We start from the raw sequence: 21,354 nt of genomic DNA on the forward strand, positions 1-21,354 counted from the left end.
GCGGATGCCTTCAGCCCGGCGGCCGTCGCGAGCCTGCTCGCCGCCAAGGGGCGCGGTCGCCAATCGCCTCCGCCCGTGCTCGTTTCGGGCGCGCCGATGCTTGCCGCACTCGTCAGTGAGGTCCCCGAGTCGATCGAACAGCTCATCGGTGAGTTCTGGCCAGGTGGTCTGACGATCGTGCTGCCCAGCCAGCCCTCGCTCGCGTGGGATCTCGGCGAGACGCACGGCACGGTCGCCGTGCGGATGCCCGATAACCGCGTCACCCTCGACCTCATCCAGGACGCCGGGCCGCTCGCGGTTTCGAGCGCCAACCTCACGGGCCGTCCGGCCGCGACCTCCGTTCTCGAAGCCGAGCGGATGCTGCGCTCGAGCGTCAAGGTGTATCTCGACGACGGTCCCTCGAGCACGGGTGTGGCCTCGACGATCATCGATGCGACGGCCCTGGCTCGCCGGGAGAAGGATGCTCGGGTGCGGGTTCTTCGCGAGGGCGCCGTGTCGACCGAACGGTTGCGCGAGCTGCTGGGCGACTCGCTCGAACCGGATGTCGGCGCGTGAAGCAGTACATCTTCACGATCCTCTTCACGGCGTTCCTGACGTTCGTTCTGTCATGGGCGGTATGGCAGCTCAGCATGCGTTTCAAGCTGTATCCCGGTATCCGGGAGCGCGATGTCCACAAGACCCCGACGCCACGGCTCGGCGGAGTCGCGATGTTCTTCGGCATCGTCGCCGCCTTCGTCGTGTCGCGCGCGAACGACTTCTTCAATCCGTTCTGGTTCGTCCCGCAGCAGATCTACGGGATCCTCGGCGCGATGCTGTTGATCGTCATCGTCGGCGTGGTTGACGACCTGTGGGATCTCGACTGGCTCATCAAGCTCGGCGCCCAGTTTCTCGCGGCCGGCCTGATTGCGGGCGTTGGGGGTCTGCAGATCTATTCGCTGCCCATCGGCGGCCTTACGGTCGGTTCGAGCTGGGTCAGTTTCACCCTGACCGTTTTCTCGATCGTCATCGTGATGAACGCGGTCAACTTCATCGACGGGTTGGATGGCCTCGTCGCAGGCGTGTGCCTGATCGCAAACGGTGTGTTCTTCGTCTACTCCTATCTGTTGCTGCGCGAGTTCGCGACGAACAACTTCTCGCTCGCCACGTTCATCGCCGCCGTGCTCGTGGGCGCGTGCCTCGGCTTCCTGCCCCTCAACTGGAGTCCGGCGAAGCTCTTCATGGGCGACTCGGGTGCTCTGCTGCTCGGCCTGCTCATGGCGACATCGGCGATCGCGATCACGGGCGCCATCCCGCCGGGCGCTCTCGACCCGGAGGACATCGGCCGCTCGCAGCTGCTCGGTGCCTTCATTCCGATCGTGCTGCCCGTCGTCGTCGTGTTGCTGCCCCTGCTCGATTTCGGGATGGCGGTGCTGCGCCGCCTGCGCGCGGGCAAGAGCCCGTTCTCGCCCGACCGCAAGCACCTGCATCACCGCATGCTCGACATGGGCCACAGCGACCGCGACGCCGTGCTGATCTTCTACGCCTGGACCGCGGTCATCAGCCTCGCGGTGCTGCTCATGTTCATCGCCGAGCGCAACCAACTGTCCTACTGGATCGGGGTCGGCTTCGCCGCGATCGGCGCCGCGGCGTGCCTCGTCCTGACGTTCATGCCCTCGAGGCGCCGCCGGCGTGAGGCGGACCCCCGCACCGCCGAAGAGATTCTGACCCCCGTGGAGGAACTGCCATGAAGAAGACACGCTCATCCCCGCCCTCGGACCGGGTCGTCGCCAGCACGCCCATTCTCGCCGCGACACTGCGCTGGAGCGTGATACTCACGGCGGCCCTCATCGTCGTGGGCGTACTCGTCGGCTTCAGCGTGGCCCAGGCGGACGGGGCGCTGAGCGCCCTCTCGGGGGTGCTGACCGCCGCCGTCTTCCTCGGCATCACGGCCATCAGCATCCTGATCGCCAACCGCTGGTTCGGCGACCCCCTCTTCGTCCCGATCTTCTTCGGCATCGTGCTGGGCGGCTGGCTGCTGAAGTTCGTCGTATTCATCGTCGTCCTGCTGGTGCTGCGCGGGCAGGAGTGGATCGTCCCGCCCGTCTTCTTCATCGGACTGGTCGCCGGAATCGTCGCCTCGCTCGTGGTGGACGTCGTCGTCATGCTGCGGATGCGACTGCCGTACGTGAGCGATGTGACGTTGCCGGGGGATAGCAGTGCCCCTGAAACCCCGCAGGCCATCACGAAGCCGCCCGCGGATTCGTGACCTGCCCAGATCCTTGATAGGGTTGAGGCGTTCCCCTGGGCCGTGCATCGAACTGAGGTTCGTGACAGACACAGTCGTAACAGACACCGTCGTTAGACATTTTTTCGGCAGTCTTTTCCGCAGTCTCACCGATACACAGTGACGTGCACCGCCGCGGTTGACTCTCACCATTCCCGTCGCATCGGTCTCGACCGGTGCCCCCGAAGCTGGAGCCAGCGCAGTTGACTCAAGCCGCGACTTTGATCGCCACCGCAAGCACTGACGATGGTGGATTCCATCCGCCGTCGATCTGGGAGTTCTTCCCTGACGCCGTCCTTTTCGAGGGAACCTGGTTCGCGCTCACGCGCATCAACCTGATCCAGATTCTCGCGACCGTCGTCCTGATCGTCGTCTTCCTGGTCGGCACACGCCGCATGAAGGTCGTTCCCGGACGGTTCCAGAGCGTCGTCGAGATGGGCCTGGACTTCGTCCGCGTCAACATCGCGCACGACCTGCTCGGACGCAAGGACGGCAACCGGTTCCTGCCGATCCTCACGACGTTCTTCTTCCTGATCCTGTTCATGAACATCACGGGAGTCATCCCGTTCCTGAACATCGCCGGCACGAGCGTCATCGCCATGCCGCTGCTCCTCGCGATCGTGGCGTACGTCATGTTCATCTATGCGGGTGTGCGCAAGAGCCCGGGCAACTTCTTCAAGAACTCGCTGATGCCCTCGGGCGTGCCGTGGCCGCTGTACATCATCATCATCCCGCTCGAGTTCCTCTCGACCTTCATCATCCGGCCCGTCACGCTGACGCTCCGACTCTTGATGAACATGATCGTCGGGCACCTCATGCTGGTGCTGTTCTTCGCGGCGACGCAGTTCTTCATCTTCTCGCTCGGCGGCTTCTGGTCGTTGCTCGGCGTCGGAACGCTCGCGTTCGGGTTCGCCTTCACCCTCTTCGAAATCCTGGTGGCGTTCCTCCAGGCTTACGTTTTCACCATCCTCTCCGCGGTCTACATCCAGCTCGCGGTGGCGGAAGAGCACTGATCGGGTCGGCAACCGCCGCCCCTCACCGAAAGGAAACATACCCGTGGATGCAACTACGGTTCTCGCCCAGGTCACCGGCTCCGTCGCGACCGTCGGATACGGCCTCGCCGCGATCGGCCCGGCCATCGGCGTGGGCATCGTCGTCGGCAAGACCATCGAGGGCGTCGCGCGTCAGCCCGAACTGGCCGGCCGCCTTCAGGTCCTGATGTTCATCGGTATCGCGTTCACCGAGGCGCTCGCCTTCATCGGTATCGCGACCGGCTTCATCTTCGGCTTCTAAGCCATCAGACCCTCACTTAAGGAGACAGGATGCTGAACGCTCTTGTCACTCTTGCCGCTGAAGGCAAGGGCGAGGCGCCCAGCCCGCTCATTCCGGCGATGTACGACATCGTCTGGTCTGCGGTGTGCTTCGTCGTCATCCTGCTGGTGTTCTGGCGTGTCATCCTTCCGCGGATGACGGCGCTGCTCGACGCGCGGTCCGCCGCGATCGAGGGCAACATCGCGAAGGCTGACGAGGCGCAGAAGCAGGCCGAGGCAGCGCTGCAGGAGTACACCGCGCAGCTGGCCGACGCCCGCCGCGAGGCCGGTGAGATCCGCGAGGCCGCCCGTGAGGACGGCAAGCGCATTCTCGCCGAGGCCAAGGACGCCGCAGCCGCCGAGGCCGCGCGTCAGACCGCGACGGCGCACGCGCAGATCGAAGCCGAGCGCCAGGGCGCACTCGTCTCGCTGCGTTCCGAGGTGGGAACGCTCGCGCTCGACCTCGCCGGCGGAGTCATCGGAGAGACGCTCTCCGACGACGCGAAGGCGAAGTCCGTGGTCGACCGCTTCCTGGCCGAGCTCGAGGCATCCGAAAAGGCTGCTGCGGGGAAGGCCGAGTAATGGGCAGCGCGACCACTCAGGCGCAGCGCGCGACGAACGCCGAGCTTGCCGGTGCGAAGGGCCTCGATCTCGCCGTCGCGAGCCAGCTCTTCCACTCGGCACGGGTCGTCGGTTCTTCGTCGCACCTGAGCGGTGCGCTCGCCGACCCGTCGGCATCGCCGCAGTCGCGTCGGAAGGTCGTCGAGGATGTCTTCGGCGCGACGTTCGCACCGACGAGCGTCTCCCTTCTCGCGTTCGCCGTCGAGCAGCGGTGGTCTTCGGCCGCCGATCTGATCGCCGGAATCGAAGAGCTCGCGATCCGCGTCGTGGCGATCTCGGCGGGTGCGGGCACGACGAGTGCCTCCGACATCGAGGGCGAGTTGTTCTCGTTCTCGCGGACGGTCACGGCGAATCCGGAGCTCGAGCTCGCGCTCGGCAGCCGCCTCGGCGACGCGACCGCGAAGGGCGCGCTCGTCGACACGCTGCTCGCCGGTCGCGTCAGCGCGGGCACCGCCCTGATCGTCTCGTCGATCGTGCAGCAGCCGGGGGAGCGCCGCATCCGCGAGTCGCTCTCGCGCACCATGCGGATCGTCTCGGACGAGCTGAACCGGACGGTTGCGACCGTCACGACGGCCACGCCCCTCACGGACGCGCAGGCGGCGCAGCTGATTCGCCTGCTGAGCGCGAAGTACGGCCGCGACGTATCCCTGAACACGGTGGTCGACGAGGCCGTCGTCGGGGGCCTGCGCGTGCAGATCGCGGACGATGTCATCGACGCATCCGTCTCGGCTCGCCTCGCGGAACTCCGCCAGCGGTTGGCGGGCTGACACCCAGGATTCCCGCACCCCGTGCGGAACGCGCAGCGCGAGCTTCGCACCAGACAGAACTCTCAAGATAGAGGAAGACAATGGCAGAACTATCGATCAGCCCCGACGTCATCCGTGACGCGCTGAAGGACTTCGCCGCAGCGTACGAGCCCACGGGCGCCGCCGCGACCGAGGTCGGCACGGTTGTCGACGCCGCGGACGGCATCGCCCACGTCGAGGGCCTGCCCGGCGTCATGGCGAACGAGCTCCTGATTTTCGAGGACGGCACGCAGGGTCTCGCGCAGACGCTCGACGAGCACGAGATCGGTGTCGTCATCCTGGGCGAGTTCTCGGGCATCGAAGCCGGTGGACAGGTCACCCGCACGGGCGAGGTCCTCTCGGTCGCCGTCGGCGACGGCTACCTGGGCCGCGTGGTCGACCCGCTCGGCAACCCGATCGACGGTCTCGGCCCGGTCGCAACCGAGGGGCGTCGTGCTCTTGAGCTCCAGGCCCCCGGCGTCATGCAGCGCAAGTCGGTGCACGAGCCCATGCAGACCGGCATCAAGGCCATCGACGCGATGATCCCGATCGGCCGTGGTCAGCGTCAGCTGATCATCGGCGACCGTCAGACCGGTAAGACGGCCATCGCGATCGACACGATCATCAATCAGAAGGACAACTGGGCGTCGGGCGACGAGAACAAGCAGGTTCGCTGCGTGTACGTCGCCATCGGCCAGAAGGGCTCCACGATCGCCGCCGTCAAGGGCGCGCTCGAGGACGCCGGAGCGATGGAGTACACCACCATCGTCGCCGCGCCCGCGTCCGACCCCGCCGGCTTCAAGTACCTCGCGCCCTACACGGGTTCGGCCATCGGTCAGCACTGGATGTACGGCGGCAAGCACGTCCTGATCATCTTCGATGACCTGTCGAAGCAGGCCGAGGCCTACCGCGCCGTCTCCCTCTTGCTGCGCCGCCCGCCGGGCCGCGAGGCCTACCCGGGTGACGTCTTCTACCTGCACTCCCGTCTGCTGGAGCGTTGTGCGAAGCTCTCCGACGAACTCGGCGCGGGATCGATGACCGGTCTTCCGATCATCGAGACCAAGGCGAACGACGTCTCGGCGTACATCCCGACCAACGTGATCTCGATCACCGACGGCCAGATCTTCCTGCAGTCCGACCTGTTCAACGCCAACCAGCGTCCCGCGGTCGACGTGGGTATCTCTGTCTCGCGTGTCGGTGGTGACGCACAGGTCAAGTCGATCAAGAAGGTCTCGGGAACGCTCAAGCTCGAGCTCGCCCAGTACCGCTCGCTCGAGGCCTTCGCGATGTTCGCGAGCGACCTCGACGCGACGTCGCGTCGCCAGCTGGCACGTGGCGCCCGCCTGACGGAGCTGCTGAAGCAGCCGCAGTACTCGCCCTACCCGGTCGAGGACCAGGTTGTCTCGATCTGGGCCGGCACCAACGGCAAGCTCGACACGATCGCCGTCGAGGACGTGCTGCGGTTCGAGAGCGAGTTGCTGGATCACCTGCGACGCAACACCGAAATCCTGACCACGCTCCGCACGACCAACGTGCTGGACGATGACACCCTGGCCGAGCTCGACAAGCAGGTCGACGCCTTCACCCTCGAGTTCCAGGGTGGCAAGGGCCAGAGCATTTCCGCTCCCGGACACGAAGAGGTCGAGGCCGCGGAGGCCGAGGACGTCAACCAGGAGCGCATCGTCAAGGGCCGCCGGGGCTAAGGAGACGCGACAGCGAAACCATGGGCGCACAACTACGGGTCTACAAGCAGAAGATCTCTTCTGCTCAGACGACCAAGAAGATCACCAAAGCGATGGAGCTGATCGCGGCTTCGCGCATTCAGAAGGCGATGGCGCGCGTCAAGGCGTCCTCACCTTTCGCGCGCGCCGTGACGCGGGCCGTCTCGGCGGTCGCGACCCACTCCAACGTCGAACACCCGCTCACGACGGAACGCCCGGTCATCCGCCGGTCGGCCGTCGTCATCTTCACCTCGGACCGCGGGCTCGCGGGAGCGTTCAACTCCCAGATCCTGCGTGAGGGCCTCGAACTCGCTGCCCTCCTGCGTTCGCAGGGCAAGGAAGTCACGTACTTCCTCGTCGGGCGCAAGGCCGTCGGCTATTTCCAGTTCCGCAAGCTCGCGAGCGCGGCGCAGTGGATCGGCGACACCGACACCCCGCAGTTCACGACCGCCGAGAAGATCAGCGCCGAGCTGCTCGATTCGTATCGTCGTGGCGGAGACACGGATGGCGTCGATGAGATCCACCTCGTCTACAACCGCTTCGTCAGCATGATGGTGCAGTCGGCCGAAACCGTTCGTCTGCTGCCCCTCGAGGTTGTCGAGTCGGATGCATCCCAGCCCGACTCGCACGCGGTCTACCCGCTGTACGAGTTCGAGCCCGACCCCGAGACGGTTCTCGACGCGCTTCTGCCCGTCTACATCCAGAGCCGCGTCTTCAACGCCCTCCTGCAGTCGTCTGCCGCAAAGCATGCCGCAACGCAGAAGGCGATGAAGTCGGCCAGCGACAACGCCGACAAGCTCATCACGACGTACACACGTCTGCGCAACAACGCGCGCCAGGCAGAAATCACGCAGCAGATCGCCGAGATCGTCGGCGGCGCCGACGCCCTGGCTTCGAGTAAATAAGCATCTCGAGCACGTAAGCCCACACGAAAGAGAAGAAGACCATGACCCCCACCGCCACCGCCGAAACGACGGAGACCGCGGTCGTCGGGCGCGTAGCGCGCGTCAACGGTCCCGTCGTCGACATCGAGTTCCCGCACGACGCGATCCCCGACATCTACAACGCGCTGAAGACCACGATCACGATCGGCGAAGAGTCGACCGAGCTGACGCTCGAGGTCGCCCAGCACCTGGGTGACGACCTCGTTCGCGCCATTGCCCTGAAGCCCACGGACGGCCTCGTCCGTGGCCAGGAGGTGCGCAACACCGGCGGCCCCATCACGGTGCCCGTCGGCGATGTCACCAAGGGCAAGGTGTTCAACGTCATCGGCGAGGTCCTCAACGCCAAGCCGGGCGAGAAGATCGAGATCACCGAGCGCTGGGGCATCCACCGCAAGGCCCCGAACTTCGACCAGCTCGAGTCGAAGACGCAGATGTTCGAGACCGGCATCAAGGTCATCGACCTGCTCACGCCGTACGTGCTGGGTGGAAAGATCGGCCTCTTCGGAGGTGCCGGTGTCGGCAAGACGGTCCTCATCCAGGAAATGATCCAGCGCGTCGCGCAGGACCACGGTGGTGTCTCCGTGTTCGCCGGTGTCGGCGAGCGCACCCGTGAGGGCAACGACCTGATCCACGAGATGGAAGAGGCGGGTGTCTTCGAGAAGACGGCCCTCGTCTTCGGCCAGATGGACGAGCCGCCGGGAACGCGTCTGCGCGTCGCCCTGTCGGCGCTGACGATGGCGGAGTACTTCCGCGACGTGCAGAAGCAGGACGTGCTGCTCTTCATCGACAACATCTTCCGCTTCACGCAGGCCGGTTCCGAGGTTTCGACGCTGCTCGGCCGTATGCCGTCTGCCGTGGGATACCAGCCGAACCTCGCCGACGAGATGGGTGTTCTCCAGGAGCGCATCACCTCGACGCGTGGTCACTCGATCACCTCGCTCCAGGCGATCTACGTCCCCGCCGACGACTACACCGACCCGGCGCCCGCGACGACGTTCGCCCACCTCGACGCCACGACCGAGCTCTCGCGCGAGATCGCGTCGAAGGGTCTGTACCCGGCCGTCGACCCGCTGACGTCGACGAGCCGTATCCTCGACCCGCGCTACATCGGTGCCGACCACTACCGTGTGGCGACCGCCGTGAAGCAGATCCTGCAGAAGAACAAGGAACTGCAGGAGATCATCGCGATCCTCGGTGTCGACGAGCTCTCGGAAGAGGACAAGGTCGTCGTGTCGCGTGCACGCCGCATCCAGCAGTTCCTCTCGCAGAACACCTACATGGCGAAGAAGTTCACCGGTGTCGAGGGTTCGACGGTTCCGATCAAGGAGACCATCGAGTCGTTCGACGCGATCGTCAAGGGTGACTTCGACCACGTGGCCGAGCAGGCCTTCTTCAACGTCGGCGGTATCGGCGACGTCGAAGAGCGTTGGGCGCAGATCCAGAAGGAAAACGGCTGAACATGCCCGTCAACGTGAGCCTGGTCTCCGCGGACGCGGAGGTGTGGTCCGGCGAGGCGACGCTGGTCATCGCCAAGACGGTCGAAGGCGAGATCGGTCTGATGGCTGGTCACGAACCGATCCTCGCGATCCTTGCCGAGGGCCAGGTGCGCATCACGCAGCCCGACGGCTCGAAGGTCCTCGCCAGCGCGCAGGACGGATTCCTCTCGATGGAGGGCGACGAGCTCACCATCGTTGCGGGCAACGCGGCGCTGGTCAGCTAATTCCGACGGCATGAAGGCGAGGGGCCCATGGGGCTCCTCGCCTTCGTTCGTTCGTGATCCCTCACCCGCATCCCGCGCTCCGGAGTCTTCGTGCTGATCCTGCTTCCCCCATCCGAGACCAAGAGGCCCGGCGGCACAGGATCCCTCGACCTGAGCGCGCTTGCGCTACCTTCCCTGATGCCCTCACGGCAGAAGGCCATCGACGCTCTTGTCGAGTTATCGAGCGATTCCGCTCTGGCCGCGCGCGTGCTCGGATTGGGTCCGCGCCAACTCGGCGAGATCGAGGTGAATTCCGCGTTGCGGATGGCACCGGTCATGGCCGCCGTCGACCGGTACACCGGCGTCCTCTACGACGCCCTCGCGGCAGGAGAGCTCGGCCCGGCCGCGCGGCGCTGGCTCGGCAGCCACGTCATGATCCACAGCGCTCCGTTCGGCCCCGTCGGTGCGCTCGATCCGATTCCCGCCTACCGTCTGGGCGCGACCGCGTCGATGCCGGCGCTCGGGCCTCTCCGCCGACACTGGGCAGCCGCGGTCACGGCCGCGGTCGAGGCATCCGGCGCTTCGTTCGTCCTGGATCTTCGGTCTGAGGCGTATGTCGCCCTGGGGCCCCTCCCGCCGTCGACGCCGTCGGTTTACCTGCGTGTCGTCACGGCGTCGGACGAGGGGGGATCGGTGCGGGCACTCAATCACTTCAACAAGCACGCGAAGGGTGAGCTCACGCGACGTCTCGCACTCGATCGGCCGCGCATTCGAACGGCCGCGGCGTTCGCTCGATGGGCGAGTGCCGCTGGCATCGATGTGCGCCCCGGAGAGGATCGCGTCTGGTCGCTGGTCGTAGCAAGATCTGGAGTTACCTGAGATTCTCCTGCATGTTCGCTCGGAATCTCGCTACCATGTGACACGCGCCCCTATGGGTTGCGAACCGCGGCCGACAGGCCCCGACAGATGGATATCATCATGCCTTTGAGCATCAGCTACGACGACGGGTCCGGTGCAGCAGCGCTCGCCTTCCTGCTCATCCTCCTGCCCCTTTTCCTCTTGATCGCCCTCGCCGGATACATCATCGGCTCCATTTTCTTCATGAAGATCTTCGAGAAGGCCGGCGTCCAGGGCAAGTGGCGCGCCTGGGTGCCGATCTACAACACCCTGATCTTCGTCAAGCTCGGCGACCTCAACCCCTGGTGGCTGCTTGTCCTGTGGCTCGCCGGCGGAGTGTTGAGCTGGGTCCCGGTCCTCGGGCAGCTGATCCTGCTCGCAGCTTTCCTATACACGCTCATGGCTGCGTGGCGTGTGGGGCTGAAGCTCCAGAAGGAAGCCGTCTGGCTGATCCTCTACTTCTTCCTCACGATCGTGTGGCTCGGCATCCTGGCCTTCGACAAGTCGCGCTGGAACACCGCGATTCCGGCAGCTCCGTGGGCGCGCACCTTCCTCGCCGACAAGACGGTCTGGAGCGGTATCCCCGTCCAGACGCCTGCCGGCGGATTCCCGTCCAACCCGGCCACCCAGCCCGGCGCCTACCCGCCCCCGGCGGGCTCGTACCCGCCGCCCGCCGCGCCTCCGGCGCCTCCGGCAGCGCCCGAGGACCCGAACGCGCCCCGGCCGTAATCACGACCGTCGAAACCCCCGCTCTGTTCCTGGCGGGGGTTTCGTCGTGCCAGCGACCCGATCACTACCACCACGCTCGGACTCGTCCGTCTGCCCGACGACGCCTGTTCGCCCAGAGCGAACACGGTGTGGCTGCCGGTGTCACCTCTCAGGGTGATGCCTGGACCGTCGAGCGAAATCCGCAGGTCGGGAGCGGTCTACTAGGATGTGTAAGCCGCGCCGCGCCGCGCGCGGTCGGCGTGATCTCGGCGCACCGAGTCGCTGGCCCATCGGAGGGATGACCGCGTGCCCGAATTCGACGCGATCGCAGATCGCCGCACCGTGACGCTCAAGGGCGGTGGCGAACTTTCGCTCTCGTGGGCTGCGGTGACGCATCGAGGGATGCGACGCGAGCTCAACCAGGACGCCGTCCTCGCCGACTATCCGCTTTTTATCGTCGCGGACGGGATGGGCGGGCACCTCGGCGGCGAGATCGCGAGTGCGAGTGCCGTCGATCGTCTCGGTGATCTGGTGCGCGACGGCCGGATCAATCCGAAGTCGATCGAGAAGGCTCTCTCGCGGGCGGTGAAGGACATCATCGCCCACCCCGAGGCGACGGATGACGGTACCGGCACAACCGTCACCGGGATCTTCCTCGAGACCACGGGCGTCGAACCCACCTGGGTCACGCTCAATATCGGGGATTCTCGGGTCTACCTGCTGCGTGATGGCACGCTGGCTCAGGTCACCACGGATCACTCGGTCGTCCAGGAGCTGATCGCCTCCGGTCGCCTCAGTCCCGAAGAGGCCGAGAATCACCCGTACGGCAACGTGATCACCCGCGCGGTCGGGCCGAGCGAGAGCGTTCATCCCGATTACATCCGACTCGACGTGCTGGACGGTGATCGCTTCGTCATCTGCTCGGACGGTCTGACCAAGGAGCTCACGGACTTCGGCATCCGTCACTTCCTGCTCGAGAACGAAGACCCGCAGGTCGCGATCGAGCAGATGATGCAGGCTTGCCTCGACAACGGCGGCCGCGACAACATCTCGATCGTCGTGGTAGACGTGCGGCGGCCGGGGACGCGGCCACCCGACCTCACCGATGACGACACCGATACGGCCGAGCGCGGATCCGCACGACGTCCGCAGACATCCATTTCGGGCGCGTCCTCCCCAGAGGCTGATTCCGCCTCCTGATCCCGAGTTCGGGGGATCCGGCGTTCACGCCGGCCATGACACGCATTGACTGGTTGCGTGTCTTTCGACGAACCTCTGACGCTGCCCGCGGTCCCAGTCGCTCCCACCCGTGCGTCATTTCCGGTTGTGGCGACCATCGTGCCGCTCATCGGCGGGGTCGCCTTGTGGGCCATCATCGGTTCGCCTTTCGCCTTGCTCTTCGCGCTGCTGGGTCCACTTGTCGCTCTTGGCGGGCTCATCGACCATGCCCGTAGCGGTCGTCGGCAGCGGGCACGCTCCGAGGTCGAGTACGCGCGAGCCCTGGCCGAGGTCGAAGCCGCCGCGATCGAGCGCCAGAGCCGTGAACGGAGCGAACTGCGCGCAAAACACCCGGATGTGGCGGCGTTCGCTCTTCGAGCCGAGCAGATCTGGCGAGCCGCACCGCCGGGCTCGCGCGACCTCGCCGTCCTCGGTCACGGGCGACGACCGAGCATGACGCGGCTGACGGGCGACACATCCCGACCCGAGGCCGAGCGGTTGAGGCGTGCATCCGCCCGTCTGGCCGATGCGCCTCTGACGGCCGATTGGCGAGGGGGCATCGCCGTACGCGGTGAACCGTCGCTGGCCCTGGCCGTCCTCCGAGCACTCGTTCTGCAGCTCTGCCTCACCCACACGCCCGAGACGCTCCGGATCGAGAGCGCGCGGTCTGACAAATGGGAATGGATGTCGGGGCTTCCTCATCACCAAGCACCGAGCGGAGCACTGCCGAAAGCTGAGCGGGGCGACGGTCCGACGCGGGTCGTCGTCGGCCCGGCCGGTGCCGGCCCGGCTCCCACCGGAGTGCTTCTGACGTGGGGGAGCGCGGGGTCGACGATAGATCCCCGATGCGGCGTCGTCCTGGACGTGCGCGAACCGGACGACGCGACGCTCGTGATCGGGGTGGACCGAACCGAGTTGGCCGTCGAGGCCGTGTCGGACGCGCAGGCACGCGCGATGGCCCGAGTCCTCACGGATCGCGGCCAGAAGCTCTACGGGCGGTATGAGTCGGATCAGGCGGTCACGTTCTCTGCCTTGCGCAACGTGCCGGGTGTCGGCTCTCCCGGTGGCCTGCCGGTGGCGCTGGGATGCGACGGGGACCGGTACGTGCTCGTCGATCTCGTGCGCGACGGTCCTCATGCGGTGATCACCGGGATAACGGGCAGCGGCAAGTCCGAACTGTTGACCACGTGGATCGCCGGTCTGTGCTCCGCCTACTCGACGCGAGAGGTCAGCTTTCTGCTCGCGGACTTCAAGGGCGGCATGACGTTCGACGCACTCGCCGACCTACCCCATGTGACCGGTGTCATCACCGACCTGGATGGCGGTTCTGCCGAGCGCGCGATCGCGAGCCTGCGCGCAGAGATGCGGCGGCGCGAGCACGAACTCGCCCTCTGCGGTGCACGTGACATTGCGGATCCACGCGTGGATCTGCCGCGGCTCGTCATCGTCGTGGACGAATTCGCTGCGCTGCTCGCCGAGCACGAGGGACTGCATCGGATCTTCGCGGATGTCGCGGCCCGGGGACGCGCGCTCGGTATGCACCTGGTGCTCGGGTCTCAACGGGTGTCGGGCGCCATGCCCGACGCCCTGCTCGCGAACTGTCCGCTTCGGATTGCGCTACGCGCCGCGGACTCTGCCGACAGCCGCGCGGTGATCGGTGATGACTCTGCGTCGCGTTTGCCTGGCGGGTTGCCCGGGAGCGGCCGGGCTTTCGTGCGGAGGGCGGGAGACTCGGCCCCGCATCCCCTGAGAGTCGCGCTGACCAGCATCGCCGATCTCGCAGACATCGCGGCCTCCACCCGGACTCAGGATGCACCCCGCTCGCCGTGGCTTCCGGCGCTTCCGGCCCTGGTGACGCTCGAACAGCTCCGTGAGCGCTCCGTGCGTGAGCACTCGGAGGCAGACGCGGGCGTCTTGCTCGCGCTCGCGGACGACCCGGCCCGGCAGCGCCAGTTCCCGGTTGCGCTCGCCGAGACCGGTGGACTTGCCGTCGTCGGACGGGGGGCGTCGGGCAAGTCGTCGATCATCGCGCTCATCGCGGCACAGGCGGGTGACGCCATCGTCGTCCCCGAGGATCTCGAGGGGGCCTGGGACACGCTCATGGGTGCCGACGAATCCGGGCTGTGGCTGATCGATGACGCGGACGACCTTCTCGCGCGCTTTCCGCCCGACCATTCGGTCGCGGTGAGCGAACGACTGGACCGGATCGCGCGCGCCGGTCGGCTCGTCGTCACAGCGCGGTCGCTGTCGGGGCGACTGGCTCGGATCGTGGATGCGTTGCCGCAGCGCGCGCTGTTGGCGCTCAGCACCCGGGTGGATCATGTCGCGGCGGGCGGCGAAGGCAGCGCCTTCCGGCCCGATCTTCCGCCCGGCCGGGGTCGGTTGGCGACCGGGGACGTGCAGTTCGCGTGGACCGACGAGCGCCCGTCGTCTGCGCCCTCGAGGCTCGCGAACTGGTACCCCGAGGTGCTGACCGGTGTCGTGACGCGCCAGACGGATGCGGTTGTGGATGCTCTGCGGGCGAGTGGGGACGGTTCCCGCGACGTACGCCTGCTCCGACAGATCCCCGCGGCATCTCGGATCTCCGACATCGTCGAGGAATCGCGAGAGCCGCAGATTCTCGTCGGCGATGGCGAAGACTGGCTGGCCCGCTGGGGGCTGCTGCAGGAGCTGCGAGCTCGGCATCCCCTGGTTATCGACGCGGACTGCGCGACCGAGTTGCGGACCGTCGCGGGGGAGCGGTCGCTGCCGCCCTACGCGCGCCCGGGCGCCGGGCGGGCGTGGCTGTGCGCCCCCGCCTCGCGGCCAGTGCGGGTGAATCTGCTCGGAGTGACGTGAGAGGTATCGGGGTCACCGCTGGACACGTGTCGAGGGAGAGTCCCACGGGGGGCGGAAGGCGCCCACGCGATTTTTACTTGCGCAGGGGCCGTGCGCTCGGCCAAGGTGTGGACATGACCGCCACCACTCCGATCGACCTCCGCCGCCCCGAAGGCAAGGGTCTCGCCACCGGCACGCTCGGGCTCTGGGGATCGACGGTGATCGGACTGGCCTCGACGGCGCCCGTCTACTCGCTCGTCGCGACCCTCGGCTTCGTCGTGCTCGCCGTGGGAGCCCAGGCCCCGATCGCGTTCGTGATCGCCTTCGTCCCGATGCTCTTCATCGCCTTCGCGTACCGCGAGCTGAACAGAGCCGTCCCCGACTGCGGCACCACCTTCACCTGGGGAACCAAGGCATTCGGCCCGTTCATCGGATGGATGGGCGGTTGGGGTGTGGCCGTCGCCGGAATGGTCGTGCTCGCCAACCTCGCCCAGATCGCGGCCATTTACTTCTGGTCCCTCATCGGCGACGGCTCGCTCTCCGAGAACGTTCCGCTCGTCACGGGCACCGGCGTATTCTTCATCGCCGCGATGACGTGGATCAGCTGGCGGGGTGTCGAGATCGGTGAGCGCGTGCAGAACGTGCTGCTCGCCATCCAATACATCGCCCTCGCCATCTTCGTCATCGCCGCCCTCACGCAGTTCTTCTCGGGCACCGCACCCGACGCGACACCCTTCGACTGGGCCTGGTTCAACCCCCTCGGGTTCACCGACTGGTCTGGATTCATCGAGGCCGTCCTCCTCGCGCTCTTCATCTACTGGGGCTGGGACACCTGCCTGGCGCTCAACGAAGAGACGAAGGACCCCAAGCGCATTCCCGGGCTCGCCGCGCTTCTGACGACGGTCATCCTGCTCGTCACCTACGTGACGGTTACGGTCGCCGCGATGATGTACGCGGGTCTCGGAACGGACGGCACGGGGCTCGGCAACGAAGCCAACGCCGACGACTTCTTCCTGGCGATCAAAGACGGCCTGCTCGGCCCCTTCGGGTGGGTGCTCGTCGTCGCGGTCCTCATCTCGGCCGTCTCGTCCACGCAGACCACGATCCTTCCCACCGCTCGCGGCACCCTCGCCATGGCGGCCTACAAGGCCCTGCCGCGTCGTTTCGCCTCGGTGCACCCGACGTACAAGACCCCGTCCTTCTCGACCGTGGTGATGGGTGTTGTCGCGTCGCTGTACTACATCGGCATGACCCTCATCAGCGACAACATCCTGCAGGACTCGATCCTCTCTCTCGGACTCGCGATCGCCTTCTACTACGGCATCACCGGCTACGCCTGCGTCTGGTACTTCCGGAAAGACCTTTTCCGATCGGGGCGCGACTTCGTCTACAAGGGGCTGCTGCCGCTCCTCGGTGCCCTCATGCTCACCTACGCCTTCGTTCAGTCCGCCATCGACATGTACGACGTCGACTACGGATACAGCGGGTCCCTGCTCGGCATCGGAAGCACCTTCGTCCTCGGAATCGGCGCCCTGGCGGTCGGCGTCGTGCTGATGTTCATCTGGTTCGCGTTCCCGCGCTCGAAGCCGTTCTTCCGCGGTGAGACGCTCAACCGCGACTCCGAGGTGCTCGTGCCCGACGACCCGTCCGACTACGGGCGTTCGATCGACGGAGGACTCGCCTAAAACCGCACGCGGCGGGAGTTCAGCCGAGGAGATCCTCGAGCGGGGCCAACGGCAGGCCGTGCGCCTCCGCCACGCCCCTGTTGACGATCCGGCCCTCGGCGACGTTCAAGCCGTGCGCGAGCGCGGGATCAGCCGTCAGCGCCGCGCGCCACCCGCGGCCCGCGAGCTGACGGATGTACGGCTGCGTCGCGTTGGCAAGCGCCGCGGTCGAGGTATGGGGAACTGCGCCCGGCATATTCGCCACGCAATAGAAGACTGACCCGTGCACACGAAAAGTGGGGTCCGCGTGCGTCGTCGGATGCGTGTCCTCGAAGCATCCGCCCTGGTCCACGGCGATGTCCACGAGCACGCTCCCGGGACGCATGCGTGCGACCATCTCATTGGTCACCAGCTTCGGCGCACGCGCGCCCGGTACCAGCACCGCGCCGATCACGAGATCGGAGTCGATCACCGCCCGGTCGAGATCGAGCGGATTGGATGCGGCCGTCTTCACGCGCCCGGCGAAACGATCGTCAAGCTCCCGCAGGCGCGCGACCTGAGTGTCGAAGACCGTGACATCAGCGCCGAGGCCTACGGCGACTGCAGCGGCGCTCGCACCCGCCACGCCGCCGCCGATGATCGTCACCCGGGCGGGGCGCGTCCCCGGAACACCCGACATCAGAACACCGAGCCCGCCCTCCGATCTCAGCAGGGTGTGCGCCCCGACGGTCGGAGCCAAGCGGCCGGCGACCTCGCTCATCGGCGCGAGAAGGGGGAGGGCGCCGCCCGGCAACTGGACGGTCTCATACGCGATCGCGACGACCCCGTCATCCCGCAGACGCTCCGTCAGCGCACGGTCAGCGGCCAGATGCAGGTAGGTGAACAGCACGAGTCCCGAGCGGAAGCGGTGATACTCGGATGCCACGGGCTCCTTGACCTTCAATACCAACTCGGCTGCTGCCCACACCTCGTCGGCGTCGTCGATCAGTGTCGCGCCCGCCGCGGCATACTCCGCGTCCGGCAGCGACGATCCCTCTCCGGCACCGCTCTGGACCAACACCTCGTGTCCGGCACGCACCAGTTCGTGGGCACCGGCGGGGGTCAGCGCGACCCGATACTCGTTGTTCTTGACCTCGGTCGGAACGGCGATCCTCATGCGGTCTCTCCTCCTGAGGGCGGTGAATGCGGGACGTCAGATGCAGACGTTTGCGTCCGTCACGAGACGCCGACGGTGGGGCGGATGCGGCCGACGATCTCGGAACCGCCGCGTATGTCGAGGTGCAGATCGTTCGCGACGAGGGTGACATCGGCCGCGCTCAGAGCGCCAGCCGTCTGAAGCAGAGTGAGGGCGACGATGGGTGCCGCGCGCTGGCCTCCGTCGAGCATCTTCAGAGCCACCGTCGTGCCATCGGGCGCGACCGCGACCTGAACGCCCTCGGCGCCGAGCTTCGCGAACACTCCCAAGCGCTCGGCGATGAGCGTGTCGGGCTGGTCGGGACCGGCGATCGTCCACGGGTTCTCGCGAACGGCGCGCACGACGGCCGCGGCGTGACGGTGTAGGGCGAAGGGAGAACGCTCGGATGCCGTGCCCATCCGGTGAATGCCGCGTGCGAGGCCACTGAGGGTCACCGCATGAATCGGCGCCCCGCATCCGTCGACGACGCTCGCCTGGACCTTCTCGCCCGTGAGGCGTTCGATCGTGTCGCGCAGATGACGCTGCAACGGATGGTCGAGGTCGAGGTAGCCCGCCGTGTCCCAGTCGTTCGTGACACACGTGAGCAGCATTCCGGCGTGCTTTCCCGAGCAGTTCATCCGGACGGGGGCCGCGGGATCCAGGTCACGAATCTGGCGGTCGCGGGTTTCGGGATCCGACGCGCGCGCGGCCGGGCAGCCCAAGGCATCCTCGGTCAATCCGGCCTGTTCGAGGATGGCGCGGACGACGCCGACATGGCGATCGGTGCCGGTGTGACTCGCGGTGGCGAGGCCGAGCCGCTCGCCCTCGAGTTCGACGCCCGCCGTGAGCATCCCGACGGCCTGCAGCGGCTTGAGGCTCGAGCGGGGCAGGAGCGCCGCCTCCCCATCGCCGAAGGAGGCACGGATCGTGCCGTCGGGCGAGAGTACGACCGCGACGCCACTGTGCCGGGATTCGACGAAGCCGCCGCGATCGACGGTGGCGAGTTCGACGGCGCCCGGAACGGTGAGGGATCTTGACACCAGGTCAGCCTAATCGCGAGCCCGTGCTGGGCGAGGCGTGCGACACTTCCCGTATGAACGGCGAACACCGCTATCGCGTGTCAACGACCTGGACCGGCGATCGCGGGACGGGCACCAGTGGCTACCGCGACTACGACCGGTCGGTGACGATCGAGATCGCCGGAAAACTCGGGCTCGAGGCATCCGCGGATCGTCCGTTCCGCGGGGACCCGACCAAGTGGAATCCCGAGGACCTTCTCGTTGCTGCTCTGTCGGAGTGTCACCTGCTGAGCTACCTGCACGCGTGCGTCACGCTCGGAGTGATCGTGCTCGACTACTCCGACGAGGCGGAGGGAACGATGGCACTCGACGGGCGCGGGGGAGGCGCCTTCACCGAGGTGCTTTTGCGGCCGCGGGTCGTGGTCGCGGATGCCTCGATGCTGGAAGAGGCGCATCGGGCGCACACGCTCGCGAACGAGTGGTGTTTCATCGCGAACTCCGTCAACTTCCCGGTGCGCCACGAGGCGAGCATCAGCGCCGCGGACTGACGCTGCGCGATCCGAACGGCGTCGTGTCCGGCTGGCGGGTCAGAGCCGCTCGTGCGGAAGAACGCGCTTGATCTTCTCGACGGCGCCCTGGGCGGGCGCCTCGTTGTATGTTCCGGCGAGTTCCTGACCCGTGAGCGCATGAATTGCCGCCATGATCTCGTCCGTCGCGCCCCGGCGAGCACGCCCCGACTCGGGCGCTCCGTGGTGGGAGAGATCGAGCGGTGCGCCGAAGCGGACCGTCACCCGCTGGCGGAGCGACGGCATCCGTGCACCGACGGGCATGACCTCGGCCGTGCCGATGAGTCCCACAGGCACGACGGGGGCGCCGGTCTGCAATGCGAGGAACGCAGCGCCCGTCCGACCGCGGTAGAGGCGACCATCGAGCGAGCGGGTGCCCTCGGGGTAGAGAGCCACCGCACGGCCGGAATCGAGAAGAGCCCGCTGCTGGTCGAGGGCATCCAGCGCAGCTTGACCGGCTCCACGCTGGACGGGAACGGCTCCGATCGCGAAGAAGAACTCACGCCGGAACCATCCGGACATCCCGGCGCCCTCGAAGTACGACGACTTCGCCAGGAAGTGCACGGGTCGGGGTGCCGCAACGGGAATGGCGACCGAGTCGATGAAAGACAGGTGGTTGCTCGCGAGAATCACGGCGCCCTCGCGAGGAACGTACTCGCGGCCCTCGATGATCGGACGGTAGACCGTTCGCGCGAGCGGAGCGACGAACGTACGACCCAATCGGTAGGTCCAGCCCATCCCGGGTTCGCTATGCGCGAGTTCGGGAGTTTCGGGCGCGCCTGAGGGCTCCGGTTCTGCCGCGGTCATTGCCCGAGGTTATCGTGCGAAGCATGCACGTCAGGGAATGCGGGCACCGCGCGTGCGGGCGTTCAGGTGAGTCAAAGAAACCTCCGTCAGGATGGAGGTCTTTCCCCGAACAGCATCGAGGTTTATCCGTGCGCATTCGCCCGCTCGCCGCCCTGTCGGCGCTCGCCCTGTCCGCCATCGTCCTGGCGGGTTGCTCCGGCTCGGGAACGCCCGACGCCTCTGCCTCCGGCACGGGATCGCTGTGCGACGTCGCCGCGCCTTCCGGAGATGCGTCCGAGTCCGTAACGGTGGAAGGCGATGCCGGCACGGTATCGACCGCGACCTTCACGACGGGACTCGACGTTCCCGAATTGGAGCGTACGGTCATCACCGAGGGCGACGGCGACCCGCTCGAAGAGGGCGACTACGTCGAGTACGCGCTGAGCGCATTCTCGGCCGACACCGGCGAGCGTCTCGGCGACGTCGGATACGTCGAGGGCGAGATCCTGCCCGCCGCTGTCACGAGCGACTCCAATTTCGGGCAGATCATGGGATGCGCGAACATCGGCTCACGCATCGTGCTGACTTTCCCGGCGAGCGAGGACTCGACCACCGGTGAAACGCTGAGCGCTGAGGTGTACGTCGTCGACGTGCTCGGCGTGACGCCCCTCGCCGCGTGGGGTGCCGAGCAGTCGCCCGTGGATGGCTTCCCGACCGTCGAACTCGCCGAGGACGGCGCGCCCACGATCACCCTCCCGGGTGGCGATGCCCCCACGACGGTCGACATCGAGGTGCTGAAGCAGGGTGATGGTGCCACCGTGAACTCGGGTGACACCGTCCTGGTGCAGTACACCGGCGTGAAGTGGTCGGATGGCACGGTCTTCGACTCCAGCTGGGAGAGCGGCGCGCCCACGAGCTTCACGACCACCGGAGTCGTCGACGGGTTCCGTCAGGCGCTCGAGGGCCAGACGGTCGGCTCGCAGGTCCTCGTCGTGATCCCGCCCGAGTTCGGCTACGGCGCCGTCGAGGGCAACGAGCTCCAGAACGAGACCCTGGTCTTCGTCGTCGACATCCTCGCCACGCAGCGCGCCGCGGGCTGAGCCCCCGGGCGCGGTCGGCGGGCCTGTCGAATGGGCTTACGGTCGCTGAGCCTGTCGAAGTG

21 protein-coding genes are annotated in these 21,354 nt (G+C 67.0%); 18 read left to right on the forward strand and 3 right to left on the reverse strand.

Features of this window, described 5'->3' with window-relative positions:
• From MIC448_RS01245 to MIC448_RS01320, 16 genes are all read left to right on the forward strand, one after another.
• The coding region (locus MIC448_RS01245; protein ID WP_036294840.1) for an L-threonylcarbamoyladenylate synthase at nt 1-555 on the forward strand (555 nt) is incomplete at its 5' end.
• Entirely contained in the window at nt 552-1,727 is a 1,176-nt protein-coding gene (locus tag MIC448_RS01250; RefSeq protein WP_036294843.1) for an MraY family glycosyltransferase, read from the forward strand. The genes MIC448_RS01245 and MIC448_RS01250, both read left to right, overlap by 4 nt.
• Nucleotides 1,724-2,245 carry a hypothetical protein gene (locus MIC448_RS01255; RefSeq protein ID WP_051512886.1) on the forward strand — a complete coding sequence of 174 codons (522 nt, stop codon included), beginning with the start codon at nt 1,724-1,726 and terminating at the stop codon, nt 2,243-2,245. Before MIC448_RS01250 ends, MIC448_RS01255 begins: the two co-directional genes overlap by 4 nt.
• A 239-nt stretch (nt 2,246-2,484) precedes the next feature.
• On the forward strand, nt 2,485-3,276 hold the full coding sequence (atpB, locus tag MIC448_RS01260) for a F0F1 ATP synthase subunit A (RefSeq protein ID WP_081766105.1): 792 nt from the start codon (nt 2,485-2,487) through the stop codon (nt 3,274-3,276).
• A gap of 43 nt (nt 3,277-3,319) precedes the next feature.
• The gene (atpE, locus tag MIC448_RS01265; RefSeq protein ID WP_036294846.1) at nt 3,320-3,556 is read left to right on the forward strand and encodes a F0F1 ATP synthase subunit C; all 237 of its coding nucleotides are present in this window, start codon (nt 3,320-3,322) and stop codon (nt 3,554-3,556) included.
• A 29-nt stretch (nt 3,557-3,585) separates the two neighbouring features.
• On the forward strand, nt 3,586-4,155 hold the full coding sequence (locus MIC448_RS01270; RefSeq protein WP_036294851.1) for a F0F1 ATP synthase subunit B: 570 nt from the start codon (nt 3,586-3,588) through the stop codon (nt 4,153-4,155).
• On the forward strand, nt 4,155-4,961 hold the full coding sequence (locus MIC448_RS01275) for a F0F1 ATP synthase subunit delta (protein ID WP_036294854.1): 807 nt from the start codon (nt 4,155-4,157) through the stop codon (nt 4,959-4,961). The genes MIC448_RS01270 and MIC448_RS01275 overlap by 1 nt, the downstream gene beginning before the upstream one ends.
• A gap of 80 nt (nt 4,962-5,041) precedes the next feature.
• The gene (gene atpA, locus MIC448_RS01280) at nt 5,042-6,682 is read left to right on the forward strand and encodes a F0F1 ATP synthase subunit alpha (RefSeq protein WP_036294857.1); all 1,641 of its coding nucleotides are present in this window, start codon (nt 5,042-5,044) and stop codon (nt 6,680-6,682) included.
• A gap of 20 nt (nt 6,683-6,702) precedes the next feature.
• Complete coding sequence (locus tag MIC448_RS01285; RefSeq protein ID WP_036294861.1) at nt 6,703-7,605, forward strand: F0F1 ATP synthase subunit gamma; 903 nt, start codon at nt 6,703-6,705, stop codon at nt 7,603-7,605.
• A 41-nt stretch (nt 7,606-7,646) separates the two neighbouring features.
• Nucleotides 7,647-9,101, forward strand: a complete 1,455-nt coding sequence (gene atpD, locus MIC448_RS01290; protein WP_036294864.1) for a F0F1 ATP synthase subunit beta — start codon at nt 7,647-7,649, stop codon at nt 9,099-9,101.
• A 2-nt stretch (nt 9,102-9,103) separates the two neighbouring features.
• The gene (locus MIC448_RS01295; protein WP_036294867.1) at nt 9,104-9,364 is read left to right on the forward strand and encodes a F0F1 ATP synthase subunit epsilon; all 261 of its coding nucleotides are present in this window, start codon (nt 9,104-9,106) and stop codon (nt 9,362-9,364) included.
• A 90-nt stretch (nt 9,365-9,454) separates the two neighbouring features.
• Complete coding sequence (locus MIC448_RS01300; protein WP_036294870.1) at nt 9,455-10,222, forward strand: YaaA family protein; 768 nt, start codon at nt 9,455-9,457, stop codon at nt 10,220-10,222.
• Between the two features lie 99 nt (nt 10,223-10,321).
• Nucleotides 10,322-10,969, forward strand: a complete 648-nt coding sequence (locus MIC448_RS01305; RefSeq protein ID WP_036294917.1) for a DUF5684 domain-containing protein — start codon at nt 10,322-10,324, stop codon at nt 10,967-10,969.
• 285 nt (nt 10,970-11,254) lie between these two features.
• Complete coding sequence (locus tag MIC448_RS01310; protein WP_081766106.1) at nt 11,255-12,148, forward strand: PP2C family serine/threonine-protein phosphatase; 894 nt, start codon at nt 11,255-11,257, stop codon at nt 12,146-12,148.
• Nucleotides 12,149-12,205: 57 nt separating this feature from the next.
• Nucleotides 12,206-15,004, forward strand: coding sequence for an FtsK/SpoIIIE domain-containing protein (locus MIC448_RS01315; RefSeq protein ID WP_051512888.1), 2,799 nt, complete (start codon nt 12,206-12,208; stop codon nt 15,002-15,004).
• Between the two features lie 113 nt (nt 15,005-15,117).
• Complete coding sequence (locus tag MIC448_RS01320; protein WP_036294873.1) at nt 15,118-16,668, forward strand: APC family permease; 1,551 nt, start codon at nt 15,118-15,120, stop codon at nt 16,666-16,668.
• Nucleotides 16,669-16,687: 19 nt separating this feature from the next.
• Here MIC448_RS01320 and ald read toward each other — a convergent pair whose 3' ends face one another.
• Together ald and MIC448_RS01330 are read right to left on the reverse strand one after the other, a co-directional pair.
• A complete protein-coding gene (gene ald, locus MIC448_RS01325) occupies nt 16,688-17,803 on the reverse strand; it encodes an alanine dehydrogenase (protein WP_036294876.1) in 1,116 nt (371 codons plus the stop codon).
• A 59-nt stretch (nt 17,804-17,862) separates the two neighbouring features.
• The gene (locus MIC448_RS01330; RefSeq protein WP_144237952.1) at nt 17,863-18,861 is read right to left on the reverse strand and encodes an asparaginase; all 999 of its coding nucleotides are present in this window, start codon (nt 18,859-18,861) and stop codon (nt 17,863-17,865) included.
• A gap of 53 nt (nt 18,862-18,914) precedes the next feature.
• Between MIC448_RS01330 and MIC448_RS01335 the strand changes: the two genes are divergently transcribed.
• On the forward strand, nt 18,915-19,388 hold the full coding sequence (locus tag MIC448_RS01335; protein ID WP_036294882.1) for an OsmC family protein: 474 nt from the start codon (nt 18,915-18,917) through the stop codon (nt 19,386-19,388).
• Nucleotides 19,389-19,427: 39 nt separating this feature from the next.
• On the opposite strand, the gene MIC448_RS01340 is transcribed toward MIC448_RS01335, so the two are convergent.
• Nucleotides 19,428-20,213, reverse strand: coding sequence for a 1-acyl-sn-glycerol-3-phosphate acyltransferase (locus MIC448_RS01340; protein ID WP_036294885.1), 786 nt, complete (start codon nt 20,211-20,213; stop codon nt 19,428-19,430).
• A 128-nt stretch (nt 20,214-20,341) separates the two neighbouring features.
• On the opposite strand from MIC448_RS01340, the gene MIC448_RS01345 reads away from it, so the two are divergent.
• Complete coding sequence (locus MIC448_RS01345) at nt 20,342-21,292, forward strand: FKBP-type peptidyl-prolyl cis-trans isomerase (protein ID WP_036294888.1); 951 nt, start codon at nt 20,342-20,344, stop codon at nt 21,290-21,292.
• Nucleotides 21,293-21,354 lie beyond the last annotated feature (62 nt).

The organism is Microbacterium sp. C448, from assembly GCF_000582705.2.
Taxonomy (GTDB): domain Bacteria; phylum Actinomycetota; class Actinomycetes; order Actinomycetales; family Microbacteriaceae; genus Microbacterium; species Microbacterium lacus_A.